This window comes from Streptomyces sp. SLBN-118 (genome assembly GCF_006715635.1).
In the GTDB taxonomy this organism is placed as follows: Bacteria; Actinomycetota; Actinomycetes; order Streptomycetales; family Streptomycetaceae; genus Streptomyces.
This window is the reverse complement of record NZ_VFNP01000001.1, coordinates 2,828,476-2,844,923: the sequence shown is the minus strand read 5'-3', so window position 1 is coordinate 2,844,923 and position 16,448 is coordinate 2,828,476. Positions and strand designations below refer to the sequence as shown.

General features: G+C 69.6%; 21 protein-coding genes. 8 read left to right on the top strand and 13 right to left on the bottom strand.

The window, feature by feature from the left end; genetic code table 11:
* Positions 1-141: 141 nt before the first annotated feature.
* From FBY35_RS12720 to FBY35_RS12695, 6 genes are all read right to left on the bottom strand, one after another.
* A complete protein-coding gene (locus FBY35_RS12720) occupies positions 142-561 on the bottom strand; it encodes a PIN domain nuclease (RefSeq protein WP_142213908.1) in 420 nt (139 codons plus the stop codon).
* Positions 561-803: a type II toxin-antitoxin system VapB family antitoxin gene (locus FBY35_RS12715; RefSeq protein ID WP_142213907.1), complete on the bottom strand. Its 243-nt coding sequence runs from the start codon at positions 801-803 to the stop codon at positions 561-563. Before FBY35_RS12715 ends, FBY35_RS12720 begins: the two co-directional genes overlap by 1 nt.
* Positions 804-1,309: 506 nt before the next feature.
* Positions 1,310-1,759, bottom strand: a complete 450-nt coding sequence (locus tag FBY35_RS12710) for an SRPBCC family protein (RefSeq protein WP_142213906.1) — start codon at positions 1,757-1,759, stop codon at positions 1,310-1,312.
* Between the two features lie 90 nt (positions 1,760-1,849).
* Positions 1,850-2,176 (bottom strand): DUF4326 domain-containing protein, encoded by a 327-nt coding sequence (locus FBY35_RS12705; RefSeq protein WP_142213905.1) that lies wholly within the window; start codon positions 2,174-2,176, stop codon positions 1,850-1,852.
* An 18-nt stretch (positions 2,177-2,194) separates the two neighbouring features.
* Positions 2,195-2,734, bottom strand: coding sequence for a PaaI family thioesterase (locus tag FBY35_RS12700; protein WP_142213904.1), 540 nt, complete (start codon positions 2,732-2,734; stop codon positions 2,195-2,197).
* A 110-nt stretch (positions 2,735-2,844) separates the two neighbouring features.
* The gene (locus FBY35_RS12695) at positions 2,845-3,141 is read right to left on the bottom strand and encodes a putative quinol monooxygenase (RefSeq protein ID WP_142213903.1); all 297 of its coding nucleotides are present in this window, start codon (positions 3,139-3,141) and stop codon (positions 2,845-2,847) included.
* 118 nt (positions 3,142-3,259) lie between these two features.
* On the opposite strand from FBY35_RS12695, the gene FBY35_RS12690 reads away from it, so the two are divergent.
* Entirely contained in the window at positions 3,260-4,219 is a 960-nt protein-coding gene (locus tag FBY35_RS12690; protein WP_142213902.1) for a GlxA family transcriptional regulator, read from the top strand.
* Positions 4,220-4,288: 69 nt separating this feature from the next.
* On the opposite strand, the gene FBY35_RS12685 is transcribed toward FBY35_RS12690, so the two are convergent.
* On the bottom strand, positions 4,289-4,972 hold the full coding sequence (locus tag FBY35_RS12685; protein WP_142213901.1) for a hypothetical protein: 684 nt from the start codon (positions 4,970-4,972) through the stop codon (positions 4,289-4,291).
* Positions 4,973-5,032: 60 nt separating this feature from the next.
* On the opposite strand from FBY35_RS12685, the gene FBY35_RS12680 reads away from it, so the two are divergent.
* Positions 5,033-5,164 carry a hypothetical protein gene (locus tag FBY35_RS12680; RefSeq protein ID WP_260848596.1) on the top strand — a complete coding sequence of 44 codons (132 nt, stop codon included), beginning with the start codon at positions 5,033-5,035 and terminating at the stop codon, positions 5,162-5,164.
* Here the strand turns inward: FBY35_RS12680 and FBY35_RS12675 are convergent.
* Positions 5,149-6,261, bottom strand: a complete 1,113-nt coding sequence (locus tag FBY35_RS12675) for a pyridoxal-phosphate dependent enzyme (RefSeq protein ID WP_142213900.1) — start codon at positions 6,259-6,261, stop codon at positions 5,149-5,151. The genes FBY35_RS12680 and FBY35_RS12675 overlap by 16 nt on opposite strands.
* Before the next feature lie 253 nt (positions 6,262-6,514).
* Here FBY35_RS12675 and FBY35_RS12670 point away from each other — a divergent pair, with 253 nt between their 5' ends.
* The 6 genes from FBY35_RS12670 to FBY35_RS12645 all read left to right on the top strand — a co-directional run bounded on the left by FBY35_RS12670 (position 6,515) and on the right by FBY35_RS12645 (position 12,169).
* Positions 6,515-7,162: a DUF4190 domain-containing protein gene (locus FBY35_RS12670; RefSeq protein ID WP_160159261.1), complete on the top strand. Its 648-nt coding sequence runs from the start codon at positions 6,515-6,517 to the stop codon at positions 7,160-7,162.
* A gap of 129 nt (positions 7,163-7,291) precedes the next feature.
* Entirely contained in the window at positions 7,292-8,044 is a 753-nt protein-coding gene (locus FBY35_RS12665) for a GntR family transcriptional regulator (protein WP_142213898.1), read from the top strand.
* A gap of 199 nt (positions 8,045-8,243) precedes the next feature.
* Positions 8,244-8,423 (top strand): SPOR domain-containing protein, encoded by a 180-nt coding sequence (locus tag FBY35_RS12660; protein ID WP_142213897.1) that lies wholly within the window; start codon positions 8,244-8,246, stop codon positions 8,421-8,423.
* Between the two features lie 34 nt (positions 8,424-8,457).
* Positions 8,458-8,889, top strand: a complete 432-nt coding sequence (locus FBY35_RS12655) for a (deoxy)nucleoside triphosphate pyrophosphohydrolase (protein WP_142213896.1) — start codon at positions 8,458-8,460, stop codon at positions 8,887-8,889.
* A gap of 132 nt (positions 8,890-9,021) precedes the next feature.
* The gene (locus FBY35_RS12650) at positions 9,022-9,438 is read left to right on the top strand and encodes an ATP-binding protein (RefSeq protein ID WP_142213895.1); all 417 of its coding nucleotides are present in this window, start codon (positions 9,022-9,024) and stop codon (positions 9,436-9,438) included.
* Positions 9,439-9,607: 169 nt separating this feature from the next.
* Complete coding sequence (locus FBY35_RS12645; protein WP_142213894.1) at positions 9,608-12,169, top strand: SpoIIE family protein phosphatase; 2,562 nt, start codon at positions 9,608-9,610, stop codon at positions 12,167-12,169.
* A gap of 14 nt (positions 12,170-12,183) precedes the next feature.
* Here FBY35_RS12645 and FBY35_RS12640 read toward each other — a convergent pair whose 3' ends face one another.
* The 5 genes from FBY35_RS12640 to FBY35_RS12620 all read right to left on the bottom strand — a co-directional run bounded on the left by FBY35_RS12640 (position 12,184) and on the right by FBY35_RS12620 (position 16,429).
* The gene (locus FBY35_RS12640) at positions 12,184-12,573 is read right to left on the bottom strand and encodes a hypothetical protein (protein ID WP_142213893.1); all 390 of its coding nucleotides are present in this window, start codon (positions 12,571-12,573) and stop codon (positions 12,184-12,186) included.
* Between the two features lie 65 nt (positions 12,574-12,638).
* A complete protein-coding gene (locus tag FBY35_RS12635) occupies positions 12,639-13,415 on the bottom strand; it encodes a succinate dehydrogenase/fumarate reductase iron-sulfur subunit (RefSeq protein WP_142213892.1) in 777 nt (258 codons plus the stop codon).
* Positions 13,412-15,340 carry a fumarate reductase/succinate dehydrogenase flavoprotein subunit gene (locus FBY35_RS12630; RefSeq protein WP_142213891.1) on the bottom strand — a complete coding sequence of 643 codons (1,929 nt, stop codon included), beginning with the start codon at positions 15,338-15,340 and terminating at the stop codon, positions 13,412-13,414. The genes FBY35_RS12635 and FBY35_RS12630 overlap by 4 nt, the downstream gene beginning before the upstream one ends.
* 18 nt (positions 15,341-15,358) lie before the next feature.
* A complete protein-coding gene (locus tag FBY35_RS12625; RefSeq protein ID WP_142213890.1) occupies positions 15,359-16,180 on the bottom strand; it encodes a hypothetical protein in 822 nt (273 codons plus the stop codon).
* A 9-nt stretch (positions 16,181-16,189) separates the two neighbouring features.
* On the bottom strand, positions 16,190-16,429 hold the full coding sequence (locus tag FBY35_RS12620) for a hypothetical protein (RefSeq protein WP_142213889.1): 240 nt from the start codon (positions 16,427-16,429) through the stop codon (positions 16,190-16,192).
* Positions 16,430-16,448: the final 19 nt, after the last annotated feature.

Below are 16,448 nucleotides of genomic sequence, written 5' to 3'. Positions count from 1 at the left end.
CCCCCAGGGCTGGCCTGACCTGCGAAGACGCGGGTCGGGCCGTCCTGCTGTCCGCAACAGTCCGCAGAATGGTTCCCCCTTGAGGGGAAACGCCACCCCGCGCCAGTCCCAGCGGCCAGCAACCATCAGGATGGAATCAGCTCAGTGGTCGGCGCTGCCCGGGGGTACCACCCATTGGGTCGACTGCCCGGTAATGGAGGCGATCATGTCGAAGTCGCCGTCGTAGTGGAGGACGGTCAGCCGGTGTAGTTCTGCGGTGGCGGCGATGAGCAGATCGGGGAGGGACAGAGCGCGGTGGAAGCCGGCGTTGAGGGCGTGGCGCTGGGTCTCCAGGGCGCGGGCGAAGGTGTCGTCGTCACAGGTGAGGTAGTCGAATGCATGGAGCCAGGTGCTGATGCGCAGCGCTTCTGCGGTGGTGCGGGCGGAGTGCGCCATTTCGTACTCGGTGGGCTGGCACACGGCTAGCAGGTAGCGCTCGTGCAGCGGCTGGAGTGCGTCCTTAACCGGGGGTTTCGACCATCGAGCGAGGGCGGACTTGTCGATGAGGTAGCGGTCTTGCATCAGGCGGCCTGGCCGCCGGTGCGCTTGAGGGAGCCGTCGGCGTTGCGGGGGCCGGTGTTCTCGATGATCTCGCTGAAGTCGAGCTCGCCTGAGTCCATGGCGTCGAAGAACTCTTGGCGCAGGTGGCGCTTGACGGCGTCCTCCATGGCCAGTCGCACGGCCTTCGCCTTGGTCTTGGTGCCGAAGATGCGCATAGCCTCGGCGACCAGGTCCTCGTCGAGATCGATGACTGTCCGAGCCATGGTTTGACTCCCCTCTCCCGGAAGCGCACTAGGCAAAACGATACCATCTTGATGGTGATAGCGATGTCGTTTTGTGGTTCGGTTGCACCAGGCAGCCCCTGGGCCCGGGATCGTCCGGCACCCTGGACGGTTGCTGGATCCACGCTGGATCGGTCCTGTGCGTGCGCTGTTCCCGCAGGTCATCGCGGAGTCGTCGATGTTCCGCTGCTAGGCGGCGGCTCCGTCGGCCTGCCGGTGGTCATGGCGCAACAGTGCGCGGCGGCCGCGGTCTCCTCGCGAGTGAGCTCAATATTGTCGGTCTCGAAGTAAGGTGCGGCGCCGCCGGCGCAGAGGGAACTCGCTCCACGGGTGTTGATTCCGTGCCGACGTGAACCCTTCAGAACCGCGTCACCGCAGCTGGCATCCTCGTGAGGCACTCCGCGTCGTGTGCCGCGGCGCGAAGGGGGCGGGTCCTCGGGGCCCGCCCCCTCCGTCATGTCCGTGGGTCCGTGGAGGCCCCGAGGGCCCTACGCGGCGCCGCTTTCGAGCAGGCCCTTGAGCTTCTGCTCGTTCCTGGGCAATTCCTTCCGTACCTGCGGACGCACGACGAGCGGCAGTAGCAGCTTGCCCATCCCGTGGCCCTCGAGGTCGAGGTCGAGAGTCAGGCGGGACCGGTCGCCGTCACCGATGGGCTCGATCGTGCCGCGGACATCGCCCCTGACGGGACCGTCGACACCGTGCATGTGCCAGGTGCGGGGAGGGTCGAACTCGGTCACCTCCATGGTCATCGGGAACGTCCGGCGCCCCATGCGCCGGGTCACGACCACGCGGGACCCCACGCCCATCGGGGCGTCGCCGAGCGGCTGTACGGATACGGCGCTTTCCTGCCACTCGGTGAGGTGGGAGGGGTCGGTCACGTAGGAGTAGACATCTTCGGGCGGGCGGGCGATGTCTACGCTCTCCTTGATGGTGGACATTTCGCCTCCTGTGTGAGGTTCTGCCACAAATATCCCACCCTGGTGACCTCCGCACCAGAACGCGAACCGAGCCCCCCCGCTGCGTCGGCGTCAGCGGCCGTCGCCCGGCTCTGTCGCGTCGGCCAGTTCCGCCAGCACCTCGGCATGGCAGCGTTCCGGGACGCACCAGCAGCCCAGGCGGTGGCCGCGCAGGGACGGGAGCATGGCCAGGAGATCGGGGCGCGAGAGCAGATACGCGCGGTACTTCTCGACGACCTCTTCGCGTGTGCCGTCCGGACCCGGGCGGAAGGGGCTGGCCAGCGCAGAGGCGTCGAGGTGCCAGCCGCCGCGGTGCATGGCGCGGCCCACGTAGACCACGTCCGCGTACTCGGGGTCGTCCCGGTGGCCCTTGAGGTTGACGACTGTTGTCCGCTTCATGGGGTGGATCCTCCGGCCTCAGGCGCTGCCCGGCAACGCGAAGACCGCGCAGGTCGTCGTGCCGTGGGCGTACAGCTTGCCGTCCTTCGCGCCCCTCACGCGCGCCTCCGCGGTCGCGGTCGTGCGACCGGAGTGGATGACGGTGCCTTCGCAGCGCAGCGGCTGGGTGTCCGCGTAGACCGGACGGACCAGATTCACCCCCAGTTGGATGGTGGTGTAGCCGCGGCCCGCCGGGAGGGTGGTCATCACCGCGCTGCCCAGGGCCGAGTCGAGCAGCGTGGCCAGGAAACCGCCGTGGCCGGCGCCCATCGGGTTCAGCAGATGTTCTCCGGGCTCGCCCTCGAAGACCGCGCTGCCCTCGGTGGCCTCCACGAGCCGGAATCCCAGCGTGCTGCCGAACGGGGGCTGCGGGATCTCGCCGTCCAGGATGAGCCGGAGCTGCTCCAGGCCGGGGCGGCTGCCGGCGTCCGCGAGGCTCCTCGGCGGCTCCCAGGTGTGCGTGCGCGAGCGTGTCTCGCCGGGTTCGCCCGTGACGGGCCTGCTCGTGAGCCGCGTCATGATGACGTCTCCTCGGGTGGTGGTGATGAGCTCGCGTGGTGCCGGGCATGTCTCGCCCCGGGCCCGGCGGATCGCGGTCCGCGATCCGCCGGGCCGGGTGTACGGGCGGTTCAGGGAAGCTTGACCGCCAGCAGGTCCACGGGACGGATGTCGGGCGCGGAACTCAGCATCGTCTGCGCCGCCTCCATCAGCGCCGCGGCGATCCGGCCCTGCAGATGCGCGGCCCGTCCCTCCTCGTTCTCGAAGGTGTCGAAGACGCCGAAGGTGGTGGCACTCTCACGGAAGGCGAACCAGGTGACCGTGTTGTCCTCCTCGCGAGCGAGCTGGAGCGCGTCCCGCAGCAGTGCCTCCACCTTGTCGGCGTCCTCGGGCTTGGCCTCGATGCGGGCCAGCAGTCCGATGTTCATCGTGCGTCACTCCGTAGGTTGGCGTCGGTGTCCTCGTCGTCGGGGACACCATCAAACGTAGGCCGGTGACCCGGACCGTCCCAGTGTCGTAAACGACGTGTCGGATACCGTTTCCGTCATGGATGTAGCGGTGATGGTCTACGACGGTGTCTTCGATTCGGGGCTCTCGGCGATCCTCGACGTGCTCGACGCGGCGAACGCCATGCGCGCTGAGCTTCCCCAGGCGCCACCCGCGTGGCAGGTCACGACCGTAGGTTTCCGCCGCCGGGTGCGCACCGGCGCGGGGCACATCGTCACCGCCGAACCCGCCGCCGAGGCCAAGCGTGCCGACCTCCTCCTGGTGCCCGCGCTCGCCGAGCGGCGGCCGGACCTGCTGCTCGCCCATGTCTCCGGCCCCGCGTCGGCGGCGGTGCGGGACCTGGTCGTCGAGACCCGTCAGCGTGGCGCCCCCGTCGCCTCGGCCTGTACGGGAACCTTCCTGCTGGCCGAGTCGGGCGTGCTGGACGGCCGGAAGGCGACGACGAGCTGGTGGCTGGCACCGCACTTCCGCCGGCGCTATCCGGCCGTGACGATAGACGAGACCACGATGGTCACCACCTCGGACGGGGTGACCACGGCGGGAGCGGCCTTCGGCCACGTCGACCTGGCGCTGGCGATCGTACGGATGAGCAGCCCCGCCCTGGCCGACCTCGTCGCCCGCTACCTGGTTGTCGACGAGCGCCCCTCGCAGTCGGCGTACAGCATTCCGAGCGCGCTGGCCCAGAGCGATCCGCTTGTCGCCGCCTTCGAGCGCTGGGCCCGGCTGCATCTTGAGGAGCCGGTCAGCGTCGTCGGCGCGGCCCGCTCGCTCGGCGTCAGCGAGCGCACCCTTCAGCGGACCGTGCGCCGGGTGCTGGGCACCTCTCCCGTGCGATTCGTCCAGGACCTGCGCGTGGAGCAGGCCTCGCACCTGCTGCGGACCACCGACCTCTCCCTGGAGTCCATCGCCCGTAAGGTCGGCTACGAGCACCCCAACACGCTGCGGATCCTGCTGCGCGAGCGCACGGGCAGTACGGCGGGCGCCCTGCGCGGCCGCTGATGCCCGCACCGGACCTGGTTGGGGAATGCCGACGCGACCATCATCGAACGCCTTTGACGGGGGTTCTCCTCAGGGCTGCCGCGGGTATCCGATCGAGGCGAGGTCCTCGTCGAGTTCGGCGAGCGTGAGGTGGGGATTGAGCGCCGCGACCACCTCGGCGGTCAGCGGGCGCAGCGCGTACACATGGCGTACGGCCGCCAGGTCGACCGGGACCTCGTAGTAGTCCTCGGCGAACTCCTGGTAGGCCGCGGGGGTCCCGGCTGTCAGTATCGCGAACAACTCCCCAGCGCCGTCGGCGTCTTCGTCGTCCTCCGGGAAGTCGATCGTCCCCGTCCGCCAGCCGTCGTCGGCGGGCTCGCGCCACAGGCAGGCCGTCGCGACGGGCATGCCGTCCTCGTCCGTGAAGGCGGGTTCCTGGACGCAGGGGCGGAAGACCTCGGGGACCTCGTCGAGCACGCCCGGCCACGGTCCGTCGGAGGCGTACGGGCTCATCGGGGACTCATGGGCGAAGCCCCTGACGAACGCGCCGGCGGACGAGAACACGATGGCGTACTCGTCGCCCGAGCCGGTCCGCATCGAGGCCATCTCCTCCGACGACGACCAGTGCGCGTCGAAGGAGTAGAGGCGGTCCTCCCATTCCGGGCTGAGGATCGCCTCCAGCATCGCGATCGATCGGCACAGGTCACGCAGGACGGGGACGGCGGGCAGCTGCCGGGCCACATCGAGAACGCTCACGCCCCCATCCAACCCCATGGCTCCCTCAGCTGATCCGGTCTCCGGGCGGCGGCACGAGAAGAGGAGTCCCCCGCGTCGATGCTGCTGCTCTTCACGCCGGGCGCTCCGCGCGAAGAGTACTTCGAGAAGGTCGCCGAGGTCGCGACCGAGTGGTCGCCCGAGCAACAGGCGGAGTTCTTCGTCAAGCACGACACCTACTGGACCGACTGAGGCGCGAGTCCCGTCTTCAGGCCCGCGCCGCAGAGCGGGACGACGGCCGTGCCCTCGCTCCAGGTGCCCGCGGCCGCCCAGCACGCGACGCCTGTCGACTCGACGAACAGTCCGCGGGAGGCGAGGTCCAGCTGCGCGGCCCGGATCTGGTCCTCCGTCACGGTGAGGAAGGTGCCGCCGGACGCGCGTACGGCCCGCAGGATCTGCTTCGCGCGCGGCGGGCGGGGGATCGCGATGCCCTCGGCGAGCGTCGGTGCGGGCGGCGGGGCAGGTGCGGGCTCCTCGGGCAGCGCGTCGGCTCCGGAGTGGAAGGCGGCGGCCAGGGGGGAGACGGCCTCGGCCTGGACCGCGATGAGGGCGGGCCGCTCGGAGATCAGGCCGCAGGCGTGGAGTTCGCCGATGGCCAGGTCGGCGCCGAGCAGCAGTGTGCCGTTGCCGACGGGGACGACGATCGCGTCCGGGAGCGTGCCGCCGAGGTCCTCCCAGAGCTCGTAGACGTACGTCTTCGTGCCGTGCAGGAAGTAGGGGTTGTAGACGTGGCTCGCGTAGAACGTGCCGGTCCGGTCCGCTGCCGCGCGGGCGGCCTGTGCGGTGGACTCGCGGTCACCGGGAACGAGTTCGAGGTGCGCGCCGTGCGCTCTGATCTGCTCGACCTTCTTGGCGGACGTCTCCTCGGGGACGTACACGGTGCAGTCCAGACCGGCGCGTGCGCAGTACGCGGCGATCGCGGTGCCCGCGTTGCCGCTGCTGTCGGCGATCACCCGGCGCGGCGCGAGACGGCGGGCCAGCTCCGCCAGCAGCACCGCGCCCCGGTCCTTGAAGGAGAGCGTCGGCATCAGGAAGTCGAGCTTGGCGAAGACGGTTTCGGTGAGTGCGACCAGGGGGGTGCGGCCCTCCCCGAGCGAGACGGCCGGTTGGGCGAGCGGCAGGGCCTCTTCGTAACGCCACAGGGAATTGACCCTGGCAGGAAGGGACTTGAGGCTGACCGCCGTTGCGGCGAAGTCCAGGTCCCAGGGGCTGCGGCAGTTCGGGCAGCACCAGTTGGCCGTCTCGACGGGGGCGCGGGTGCCGCATTCGGGGCAGTTGTACGACGTCATGGGCCGTCAGCATGGCAGTTGTGCGGCGCAGTGCGTGCGCACGTCGCCCGGGCGGTGAGGTCCGGCGTTCGCGGTGCCCTCGGAGCCCACGGTTCGGGGGCCGGGCAGGGAACCCCCTCCGCCCCACCCTGGCGTCCGTCGCATAGGATCCCCGCCCGTTCGCCCCACTCCGCGATACCCGGATCAGGAGCCCAGCCCCGTGGCCATGTACCCGCCGTCCCCGTACGCCCCCGCCAGACCCCCGAATCCCCCCGTGAACGGGCTCGCCATCACATCCCTGGTCGTAGGGATCGTGTGCTGCATACCCCCGCTCGGCCTCGTCCTCGGCCTGATCGCCCTCTCGCAGATCAAGCGGAACGGCAACCGCGGCAAGGGCATGGCCATCGCGGGCAGCATCCTCTCCGGGCTCAGTACCGCGCTCGTGCTGACAGCCCTCCTCACCGGGGGGATCGGCGACGCCGTGGACGGTTTCAGGAAGGGCGTCAAGGAGGCGGCCCGGTCCCGCAGCACGCTCGATCTGCGCAAGGAGGACTGCTTCGACGTCCCCGGCACCGAGCTGGAGCAGGAGACCGCGAACGTCAGGGTCGTCGACTGTGCAAAGCCGCACGACGGCGAGGTGACCGGCTCGTTCGAGCTGGAGGAGTCCGGGGCCTGGCCCGGGGAGGCAGCGGTCGAGCCGATCGCCGAGAGGCGCTGTGCCGAGCTGAACGACGCCTACGTGTCAGACCCTTCCGCCGTGCCCGGCAACGCGTCGACGTACTACTACATGCCGAGCAGGCGGAGTTGGCGCCTGGGCGACCACAAGGTGACCTGTTCCTACGCCGCGGTCGACGGCAAGCTCACCGGCTCGCTGCGGGCCGGGTCCGAGAGCGCACCCTCGGCGGGCGCGTCCGGCGTCTGAGCTGCCGACCTGCGGTAAGCGGCTGCCTAAACCCAACTCATCACTTCGAGTGAACCTTTGGCTCATGCTTGCGACCTTAACCGACGGTTGCCACCCTGTTGCTGTCTGTCAACCTGTTGGGAGTGGCCCGTGACATTCGGTGAGCAGCCCGCCTATCTGCGCGTTGCGAGCGACCTTCGCCAGAAGATCGTCAACGGCTCGCTGCCGCCGCACACCCGGCTTCCCTCGCAGGCCCGTATCCGCGAGGAGTACGGAGTCTCGGACACCGTCGCCCTGGAGGCGCGCAAGGTCCTGATGGCGGAAGGCCTGGTCGAGGGCCGCTCGGGTTCCGGCACGTATGTCCGCGAGCGGCCGGTCCCGCGCCGGATCGCCCGCTCCGGCTACCGTCCGCCGTCCGGAGCCAACCCCTTTCGTCAGGAACAGGCCGAGGAGGCGGCGCGGGGGACCTGGGAGTCCAGCAGCGAACAGGAGGAGGCGAGCCCGGAGATCGCCGCCCGTCTCGGCGTCCCGCTCGGCGACCGTGTGATGCGTACGCGCTATGTGCTCCGCGACGCGGGCGAGGCGATGATGCTCTCCACCTCCTGGGAGCCCCTCGAAGTCACCGGCCGCACACCGGTGATGCTGCCCGAGGAGGGACCGCTCGGCGGCTGTGGAGTCGTCGAGCGCATGGCCGCCATCGACGTCGTCGTGGACAACGTGGCGGAGGAGGTCGGCGCCCGCCCGGGCCTTGCGGAGGAGCTCCTGGCGCTCGGCGGTGTACCGGGCCATGTGGTGATGGTCGTCGAGCGGACGTATTACGCGTCGGGGCGCGCGGTCGAGACGGCGGACCTCGTCGTACCGGCGGACCGCTACCGCATCGCGTACCACCTTCCGGTGAAGTGAGCATCCGGACACCAGGAGCTCAGCGCGGCCCGGAATCGGCCAGCAGGGGGCGTATCCAGCCGGGTACGCCCCCGCTGTCATATCTCTTTGTGAAAACCCGTATCCGCTGAGTAAAGGTCAGGCGTAGGCTCGGGCATATGCGTAGTGCGGTTTCCTGGCGATCCTTACAGACCTGCAGGCCGGCCCGGGGAGGGGCGCGATGAACGACAGCCCCGCTCTGCTCCCCTGGCTCGTCATTCGGCAGGACGACAACGGCAATCGCTACCGCGTCGGACGGTACGCGACCCGGGACGAGGCCCAGCAGATCGCGGACACCCTCGATGGCCGCGGACACAAGCAGCTCTACTGGGTCGAGCGCATAGGCCAGACGACGCATTAGAGGGGTGCCCGGCCGGACGGTTACGCTCCGGCGCATGGACGATCGTGTGGTGGTGGCAGGCGCCGTGTGCGACCAGGGGCTGCTGCTGGCCGCACGCCGCAGCGCGCCCGAGGAGCTCGCGGGCCGCTGGGAACTGCCCGGCGGCAAGCTGGAGCCCGGAGAGAGCCCCGAGCAGGCACTCGTGCGTGAGCTGCGTGAGGAGCTGGGTGTCGAGGCCGAACCGCTGGAGCGGATCCCCGGCGAGTGGCCGCTCAAGCCCGGCTATGTCCTCCAGGTGTGGACCGCCCGGCTGCTCTCCGGGGAGCCCCGGCCGCTGGAAGACCATGACGAGCTGCGGTGGCTCGCCCCCCATGAGACCAATGCCGTCGACTGGCTGGAGGCGGACAGGCCTGCCGTGGCCGAGGCTGCCCGGCGCCTGCGCGCGGGCGCCCTGCGTGAAAGCGAGCAGGACAGTGCGCGCGACTGACGCCTACGCCGTTCGTACGACGGTGCGCCCATTGGCGAGGGACCGGGATACCTCCCACCCAATTCCGGGTATGTGCTGATTAACCCCCCGAAATAGGACGTGGGTCTGTTGAGCTGCTGCCGGTCTGGGGAAGTGAGCGGCGTGATCGACACCGAGGGTGAATGCGTCGAGTGGTCCTTCCCTGCGGAACCCGACGCCGTGCGCGCCGCCCGCCACGCCGTGCGTGACACCCTGCGAGCCTGGGAACTTGATTCGGTGATCGGCGATGTGACGGTGCTGCTGGTCAGTGAGCTGGTGACCAATTCCCTGCGGTACGCATCGGGCCCCATCGGAGTCCGCCTGGTCCGGCCCGAACCCGGTGACACCTCCCCGTCGCTGCTGGTCGAAGTCTCCGATCCCCTTCCGGATCCGCCGACCGAGCGCAGCGCGCTGCCCGACGACGAAGGCGGGCGCGGGCTTCAGCTGGTGGCTGGTTCTGCTCGCAGGTGGGGCACCAGGCGCGGGAGAACGGGCAAGACGGTGTGGTTCGAGCTCGCTCTGACTGGTTAGAAGTGTGGGGGGACGACGATCACGCCACGTACGGTTCCGACCTGGCCGGGAGCAGGCCGAAAATGAACGAGACCGTGCTGTGATCGTGAACGCCGTGCCGGTCTGGCCCGTAGTGCTGAATACTGCGGTCATGGCCGGTCCGGTGCGGTGAGCTGGAGGGGACGGTCGCGTGAGCGAAATACCTGAGACGGCGAGCACTGTCGTGTGGCAGAGCAGCCCGCCTGGCTCGATCTATGACTACATCAAGGTGGCGTCTTTCTCGATCGGCCCCGACGGGCTGGTCGACCAGTGGAGTTGGCGCGCAGTAGATCTCTTCGGCATCACCGCCGAAGAGGTCAGGGGCAAGGACCCGGTCGAAGTCTTCATGCCCGCCGAGCTGCGCCCGCGCGGCCACCGGCACGTGGCGGAGATCCTCGACGGCAAGGAGTGGACCGGCCTGGTCCCCTTCCGGATGCCGGGGACGGGCGGCGCGCACGGCCTCGCCGAGGTCTATGTGATGCCGAGTGAGACGGAGAGCGGCGACAGGGCTGCGCTCTGTATCGTCGTCGACGTCCGCGCACTGCGCCGGATCGAGTCCGATCTTGCCGCTTCGCAGGCGATTTTCGGCCAATCTCCTTTTGGGTTCCTCCTGTTCGGTACGGATCTCACCGTGCAGCGCACCAACCAGCGCTTCGCGGCCGTCTTCGGAGGCACCGCCGACGAGCATCGCGGACGCACCGTCCACGACTATCTCTCCCGCGCCGAGGCCGACCGGATGACCGCCTCGCTGCGCCGGGTGCTGGAGACCGGCGAATCCGCCATCGACCTCCAGATCGTCGGCGCGGCACCTGGCAGTTCGGACCGCAGGCACTGGTCGATCAACCTCTACCGCGTGCACAGCGGATCCGGGCGCCCGATCGGAGTCGCCGGGATCGGCACCGATGTCACGCGCCGTCATATCGCCGCCCGCGAGGCCGCCAGCGCCCGCCGCAATCTCGCCCTCCTCAACGAGGCGAGCGCCCGAATCGGAAACTCCCTCGACCTGGAGACCACGGCCCGCGAACTGCTTGACGTCGCCGTCCCCGGCTTCTGCGACCTTGCCTCCGTCGACCTGTGCCAAGGACTCTTGAGCGGCGACGAGGCACCTCCCGGCAGATGGAGTTCCCCGCACGCCGAGGGCTACGGCGGCGGGAGCGCCGAGCTGCGCCGGGTCGCCTTTGCCAGCGCCGTGTCCGACGCACCGCTCGTGGCCACCCCTGCCTGCAGCCCCGAGGGCAGCGCCCCCACCGCCGTCGGTGCGGTCCACCGCTATGCCTTCAACTCGCCCTGCGCCAGGGCCCTGCGCACCGCCCGCGTCCAGTCGATCCCGGGCGAGGACGGCAGCCTCGTGCAGTCCACACTCGCCGTCCCGATGGTCGCCCACGACACCGTCGTCGGTCTGGTGCAGTTCTCCCGTACCAAGGGGAGCGAGCCCTTCGGGGAACGGGACGTGGCGCTCGCTGTCGAACTCGCCGCACGGGCCGCCGTCTGTATGGACAATGCACGGCTCTATCGCAGGGAACACGAGCGGGCACTGATCCTGCAGCGCAGCCTCCTGCCGCCCGGCGACCCCGAGGCGGCCGGCCTGGACATCGCCTGCCGCTATCTCCCGGGCAACACGGCGACCGAGGTCGGCGGCGACTGGTTCGACGTCATCGAACTGCCCGGCCACCGCACCGCCCTTGTGGTGGGCGATGTGATGGGCCGTGGACTGCGGGCCGCGGTCGCCATGGGTGAACTCCGCACCGCCGTAAGGACCTTGGCGCTGCTCGATCTGGAGCCCGCCGAAGTGCTCTCCGCACTCGACGAGATCGCCCGCGGGCTCGGCACCCCCAGCGGCGCCCAGCAGGCCTCGCGCGTCGCCCACAAGTCCCGCGACGCCGACCTCTCCGAGGTCTATCTCGCGACCTGTGTCTACGCCGTCTACGACCCGGTCACACGGCGCTGTACGTTCGCCAACGCAGGCCATCTGCCGCCCGTCCTCGTCGAACCGGGCGAGGAGGCGCTGCTGCTCGACGTGCCGCCCGGGATGCCGCTCGGCGTGGGCGGCGAGCCCTTCGAGGAGGTCGAGGTCGAACTCGCGGAGAACGCGCTCCTCGCGCTCTACACCGACGGCCTCGTCGAATCCCGCGACCACCCGCTCGACGAGGGGCTGCGCGCCTTCCGCACCGCGCTCACCAATCCGGTACGCCCCCTCGAAGACGTCTGTGACCATGTGCTGAACACCCTCGACACCCGGCACGGCGAGGACGACATCGCGCTGCTGATGGCCCGGATCCAGGGGCTGCCCGTCGAGGCCGTCGGCGACTGGCGGCTGCCCCGCGAACCCCGCTCCGTCGGCCGGGCTCGCGAGCTGGCCCGCGCCCAGCTGATCACCTGGGACCTCGAAGCGCTCGTGGACACGGTCGAGCTGCTGGTGAGCGAGCTGGTCACCAACGCACTGCGGTACGGGGAGGGCGAGATCCGGCTTCGGCTGCTGCGTGATCGCACCCTCGTCTGCGAGGTGTGGGACGCGGGCCTCGTCCAGCCGAGACGGCGACGGGCACGTGACACCGACGAGGGCGGCCGCGGACTGCAGCTGGTCGGGCTGCTGAGCGCGGCGTGGGGCTCGCGCCGGACCCCGCGCGGCAAGACGGTCTGGTTCGAACTCGCCCTGCCCGACGGGGACTCGACGGCTGAGCCCACGGTCGAACAGCTGCTGAGCATGTTCTGACAGGGCCTCCACCGTCATCGGGTTCCGCGCCTGTCCTTGCGCCTGCGCCGGCCTTGCCCGGGCCACCGGCTCGTCCGCCTCGTCGGGTCGGTGCCCCGTCCGGCCTGCGGCTCCTCGTGCGCCTGCCGCGGCGGGCCCCACCCCTCCTGTCCGCCCTGAGGTGTGGTGCGCGTCGCGGTCCGCCTTCTGCGCTTGGCGTAGCCGTACGCGGCGATCGCCCCGGCCGCGGCGGCGATCGCGATGGGCAGCACCAGATCCGCGGCGGCCGCCCCGGCCCCGGTGATCCGTCCCTGGCCGGACCCGCCGACCGGATCGTCGGCGAGCGCGCATCGGGCGGCGGGCACGACCAGCCACCACGCCGCCACCAGCGCGGCCAGGAGGATCCCGGTGGTTCGTCGCGTCACATTTGGGAGGCTATGTCCCCCGGTGGACCCCCGCGACCGGGCTCACGCCGCCCAGGGCCGTCCGGCTAGTCGACCGCCCCGCGCCGCGTGATCTTGTTGCCCAGCCACACCAGTGGGTCGTACTTGCGGTCCACCGCCCGCTCCTTCAGCGGGATCAGCGCATTGTCGGTGATCTTGATGCCCTCGGGGCACACCTCCGTACAGCACTTCGTGATGTTGCAGTAGCCCAGCCCGTGCTCGTCCTGGGCCGTCTTCTTGCGGTCCAGGCCCGTTTCGGCGGCGGCGTCCAGCGGGTGCATGTCCAGTTCCGCCACCCGCATCAGAAAGCGCGGACCGGAGAACGCCGTCTTGTTCTCCTCGTGGTCGCGCACCACATGGCAGGTGTCCTGGCACAGGAAGCACTCGATGCACTTGCGGAACTCCTGCGAGCGGTCCACATCCATCTGCTGCATGCGGTACTCACCCGCCTTCACCCCCGGCGGCGGCACAAAGGAAGGGATCTCCCGTGCCTTCCCGTAGTTGAAGGACACATCCGTCACCAGGTCCCGCATCACCGGGAACGCCCGCAGCGGCGTCACCGTGATCGTCTCCTCACGCGAGAAGACCGACATCCGGGTCATGCACATCAGCCGCGGCCGACCGTTGATCTCCGCGCTGCACGAACCGCACTTGCCCGCCTTGCAGTTCCAGCGGACCGCGAGATCGGAGGCCTGGGTGGCCTGGAGGCGGTGGATGATGTCGAGGACGACCTCGCCGTCGTTCACCTCGACGGCGAAGTCCACAAGACCCCCGCCGTCCTGGTCGCCCCGCCAGACCTTGAAGGCCGCTGTGTAGCTGCTCACTCGTAGAGCTCCTCTTCGGCGAGGTACTTGACCAGCTCCTCCTTCTCGAAGAGGGCGAGCAGGTCGGTTCGGATGGGCTCGGTCGTCCTGCGTACGAGCGCGATCTGGCCGCTCACCGGATCGGTGGCCGCGAGCCCGCCGTTGGGGTCGACGAGCCGGCACAGCAGATTGATCCGCCGCCACTCGCGCTCCATGGCGGGGCAGTCCTCGCGGGTGTGCCCGCCGCGGCTCTCGGTTCTCTCCAGTGCCGCCCGCGCGATGCACTCGCTGACCAGCAGCATGTTCCGCAGGTCCAGTGAGAGGTGCCAGCCGGGGTTGAACTGCCGGTGGCCCTCGACCCCGGCGCGCCGTGCCCGTACGCGCAGATCCGCCAGCTTGTCCAGCGCCTGCGCCATCTCCGCCTCGCGCCGGATGATGCCGACCAGGTCGTTCATCGTCTGCTGGAGCTCTTGGTGGAGGGTGTACGGATTCTCCGGCTGAGCGCCCTCGTCGGGGCCTTCGGCGCTGAACGGACGCAGCGCCTCAGCCGCGGCGGCGTCGATCTGGCCTTCCTCGACGGCCGGGCGGGCGCTGAGCCCGCCGGCGTACTCGGCGGCGTGCAGACCGGCCCGCCGGCCGAAGACCAGCAGGTCGGACAGGGAATTGCCGCCGAGCCGGTTGGAGCCGTGCATTCCGCCTGCGACCTCGCCCGCCGCGAACAGGCCGGGAACCCCGACCGCCGCCGCGGTGTCGGACTCGACGGCGATGCCGCCCATCACGTAGTGGCAGGTCGGTCCGACCTCCATGGCCTCCGCCGTGATGTCGACGTCCGCCAGCTCCTTGAACTGGTGGTACATCGACGGCAGCCGGCGCCTGATGACCTCGGCCGGCATCCGGGTGGAGACATCCAGGAACACACCGCCGTGCGGGGAGCCCCGGCCCTCCTTCACCTCGGAGTTGATCGCACGGGCCACCTCGTCCCGCGGCAGCAGCTCAGGAGGACGACGGTTGTTGTCCGGGTCCTCGTACCAGCGGTCGCCCTCCTCCTCCGACTGCGCATACTTCTCCTTGAAGACGTCGGGCACGTAGTCGAACATGAACCGCTTGCCCTCGGAGTTGCGCAGCACCCCTCCGTCGCCGCGCACGGACTCGGTGACGAGGATGCCCTTCACCGACGGCGGCCAGACCATCCCGGTCGGATGGAACTGCACGAACTCCATGTTGAGCAGGGGAGCGCCCGCGAGCAGTGCCAGCGCGTGTCCGTCGCCTGTGTACTCCCAGGAGTTAGACGTCACCTTGAAGGACTTGCCGATCCCGCCCGTGGCGAGCACCACCGAGGGGGCCTCGAGGACGAAGAAGCGCCCGGACTCCCGCTCGTAGCAGAAGGTGCCGCTCACACGGTCGCCGTCCTTGAGGACGCGGGTGACCGTGCACTCCTGGAAGACCTTCAACCGGGCTTCGTAGTCCCCGAATTCGGCCTTGTCCTCCTGCTGCAGCGAGACGATCTTCTGCTGGAGAGTACGGATCAGTTCAAGGCCCGTCCGGTCGCCGACGTGCGCGAGACGCGGGTACTCGTGCCCGCCGAAGTTGCGCTGGGAGATCTTTCCGTCGGCCGTGCGGTCGAAGAGCGCGCCCCAGGTCTCCAGCTCCCACACCCGGTCGGGTGCCTCGCGCGCGTGCAGCTCCGCCATCCGCCACTGGTTGAGGAACTTTCCGCCGCGCATGGTGTCGCGGAAGTGCACCTGCCAGTTGTCCCCGGCGTTCACATTGCCCATGGAGGCGGCGATACCGCCCTCGGCCATCACGGTGTGGGCCTTGCCGAAGAGGGACTTGCAGATCACCGCCGTACGGGCGCCCCGCTCGCGTGCCTCGATGGCGGCCCGCAGGCCCGCGCCGCCCGCGCCCACCACCACGACGTCCCACTGCTGCCGTTCGAGTTGCGTCATGTCAGAACGCCCCACCCATCAGAAGAACCTCGGATCGTCGAAGGCACCGGACGCGACGAGATAGACGTAGAAGTCGGCGAGCGCGACGCTGACCAGCGATGCCCATGCGAGGACCATGTGCCGTTCGTTCAGCTTGCCGACCCAGCCCCACAGGCGATAGCGCACCGGGTGTTTGGAGAAGTGCTTCAGCCGGCCGCCGATGATGTGCCGGCAGGAGTGGCACGAGACGGTGTATGCCCAGATCAGCACGATGTTGATCAGAAGGACGACCGTGCCCAGACCCATGTGACCCCACGCGTAGTGCTCGTCGCGGAAGGCGAGCACGGTGTCGTACGTGAGGATCGAGGCGACCGGCACTGCCAGGTAGAAGAAGTACCGGTGGATGTTCTGCAGGATGAGCGGGAAGCGGGTCTCGCCGGTGTACTTCTTGTGCGGTTCGGCGACCGCGCAGGCCGGTGGTGAGGCCCAGAAACCCCGGTAGTAGGCCTTGCGGTAGTAGTAGCAGGTCAGCCGGAAGCCCAGCGGGAAGATCAGGATCAGCAGCGCGGGGGACAGACCCCACCAGCTGCCGAAGATCTCCCAGTTGGGGCCGCCCCGCATGGTCGCGCAGTTCTCCGCCAGACATGGGGAGTAGAACGGCGAGACATAGGGCGCCGCGTAGTAGTCGGCGTTGGCGAACGCGCGCCAGGTCGAGTAGACGATGAAGGCGAGCAGCCCGCCGGCGGTCAGCGCGGGCGCCAGCCACCAGCGGTCGGTCCGCAGATGTCGCGGGCTGATGGCGGCGCGCGTCGCGCCGTGCACGCCTGTATTGATTTGTGGTGGTTCAGTGCCTGTGGCCAACGAGATCTCCTAGGGGGCGTGCCGGTCCTGTACGCCCAGGCCCTCGTCGTCCGAGTCCGTCCACAGGGCGTGGTTGTAGGGCACGTCGGGGATGGTGACCAGCTCGGGGCGCTCCGGTGTCTTCGACTCGGCGGAGGCGGCCGGGCCGGCACCACGCAGCTGATCGACGGTCCGTTCAAGATCGCCGACACGCTGGACGAGCTCGTCGAGGCGCTGCTGGATCGCCGTCAGATCTTCCTGCTGGGACATGACTCGCCCTCACTTCCGC

Bases quoted from the DNA above. Each gene is read 5' to 3' on its own strand.
- FBY35_RS12720 (WP_142213908.1), bottom strand. From the start codon at position 561: ATGCAAGACCGCTACCTCATCGACAAGTCCGCCCTCGCTCGATGGTCG.
- FBY35_RS12715 (WP_142213907.1), bottom strand. From the start codon at position 803: ATGGCTCGGACAGTCATCGATCTCGACGAGGACCTGGTCGCCGAGGCT.
- FBY35_RS12710 (WP_142213906.1), bottom strand. From the start codon at position 1,759: ATGTCCACCATCAAGGAGAGCGTAGACATCGCCCGCCCGCCCGAAGAT.
- FBY35_RS12705 (WP_142213905.1), bottom strand. From the start codon at position 2,176: ATGAAGCGGACAACAGTCGTCAACCTCAAGGGCCACCGGGACGACCCC.
- FBY35_RS12700 (WP_142213904.1), bottom strand. From the start codon at position 2,734: ATGACGCGGCTCACGAGCAGGCCCGTCACGGGCGAACCCGGCGAGACA.
- FBY35_RS12695 (WP_142213903.1), bottom strand. From the start codon at position 3,141: ATGAACATCGGACTGCTGGCCCGCATCGAGGCCAAGCCCGAGGACGCC.
- FBY35_RS12690 (WP_142213902.1), top strand. From the start codon at position 3,260: ATGGATGTAGCGGTGATGGTCTACGACGGTGTCTTCGATTCGGGGCTC.
- FBY35_RS12685 (WP_142213901.1), bottom strand. From the start codon at position 4,972: ATGGGGTTGGATGGGGGCGTGAGCGTTCTCGATGTGGCCCGGCAGCTG.
- FBY35_RS12680 (WP_260848596.1), top strand. From the start codon at position 5,033: ATGCTGCTGCTCTTCACGCCGGGCGCTCCGCGCGAAGAGTACTTCGAG.
- FBY35_RS12675 (WP_142213900.1), bottom strand. From the start codon at position 6,261: ATGACGTCGTACAACTGCCCCGAATGCGGCACCCGCGCCCCCGTCGAG.
- FBY35_RS12660 (WP_142213897.1), top strand. From the start codon at position 8,244: ATGAACGACAGCCCCGCTCTGCTCCCCTGGCTCGTCATTCGGCAGGAC.
- FBY35_RS12655 (WP_142213896.1), top strand. From the start codon at position 8,458: ATGGACGATCGTGTGGTGGTGGCAGGCGCCGTGTGCGACCAGGGGCTG.
- FBY35_RS12630 (WP_142213891.1), bottom strand. From the start codon at position 15,340: ATGACGCAACTCGAACGGCAGCAGTGGGACGTCGTGGTGGTGGGCGCG.
- FBY35_RS12620 (WP_142213889.1), bottom strand. From the start codon at position 16,429: ATGTCCCAGCAGGAAGATCTGACGGCGATCCAGCAGCGCCTCGACGAG.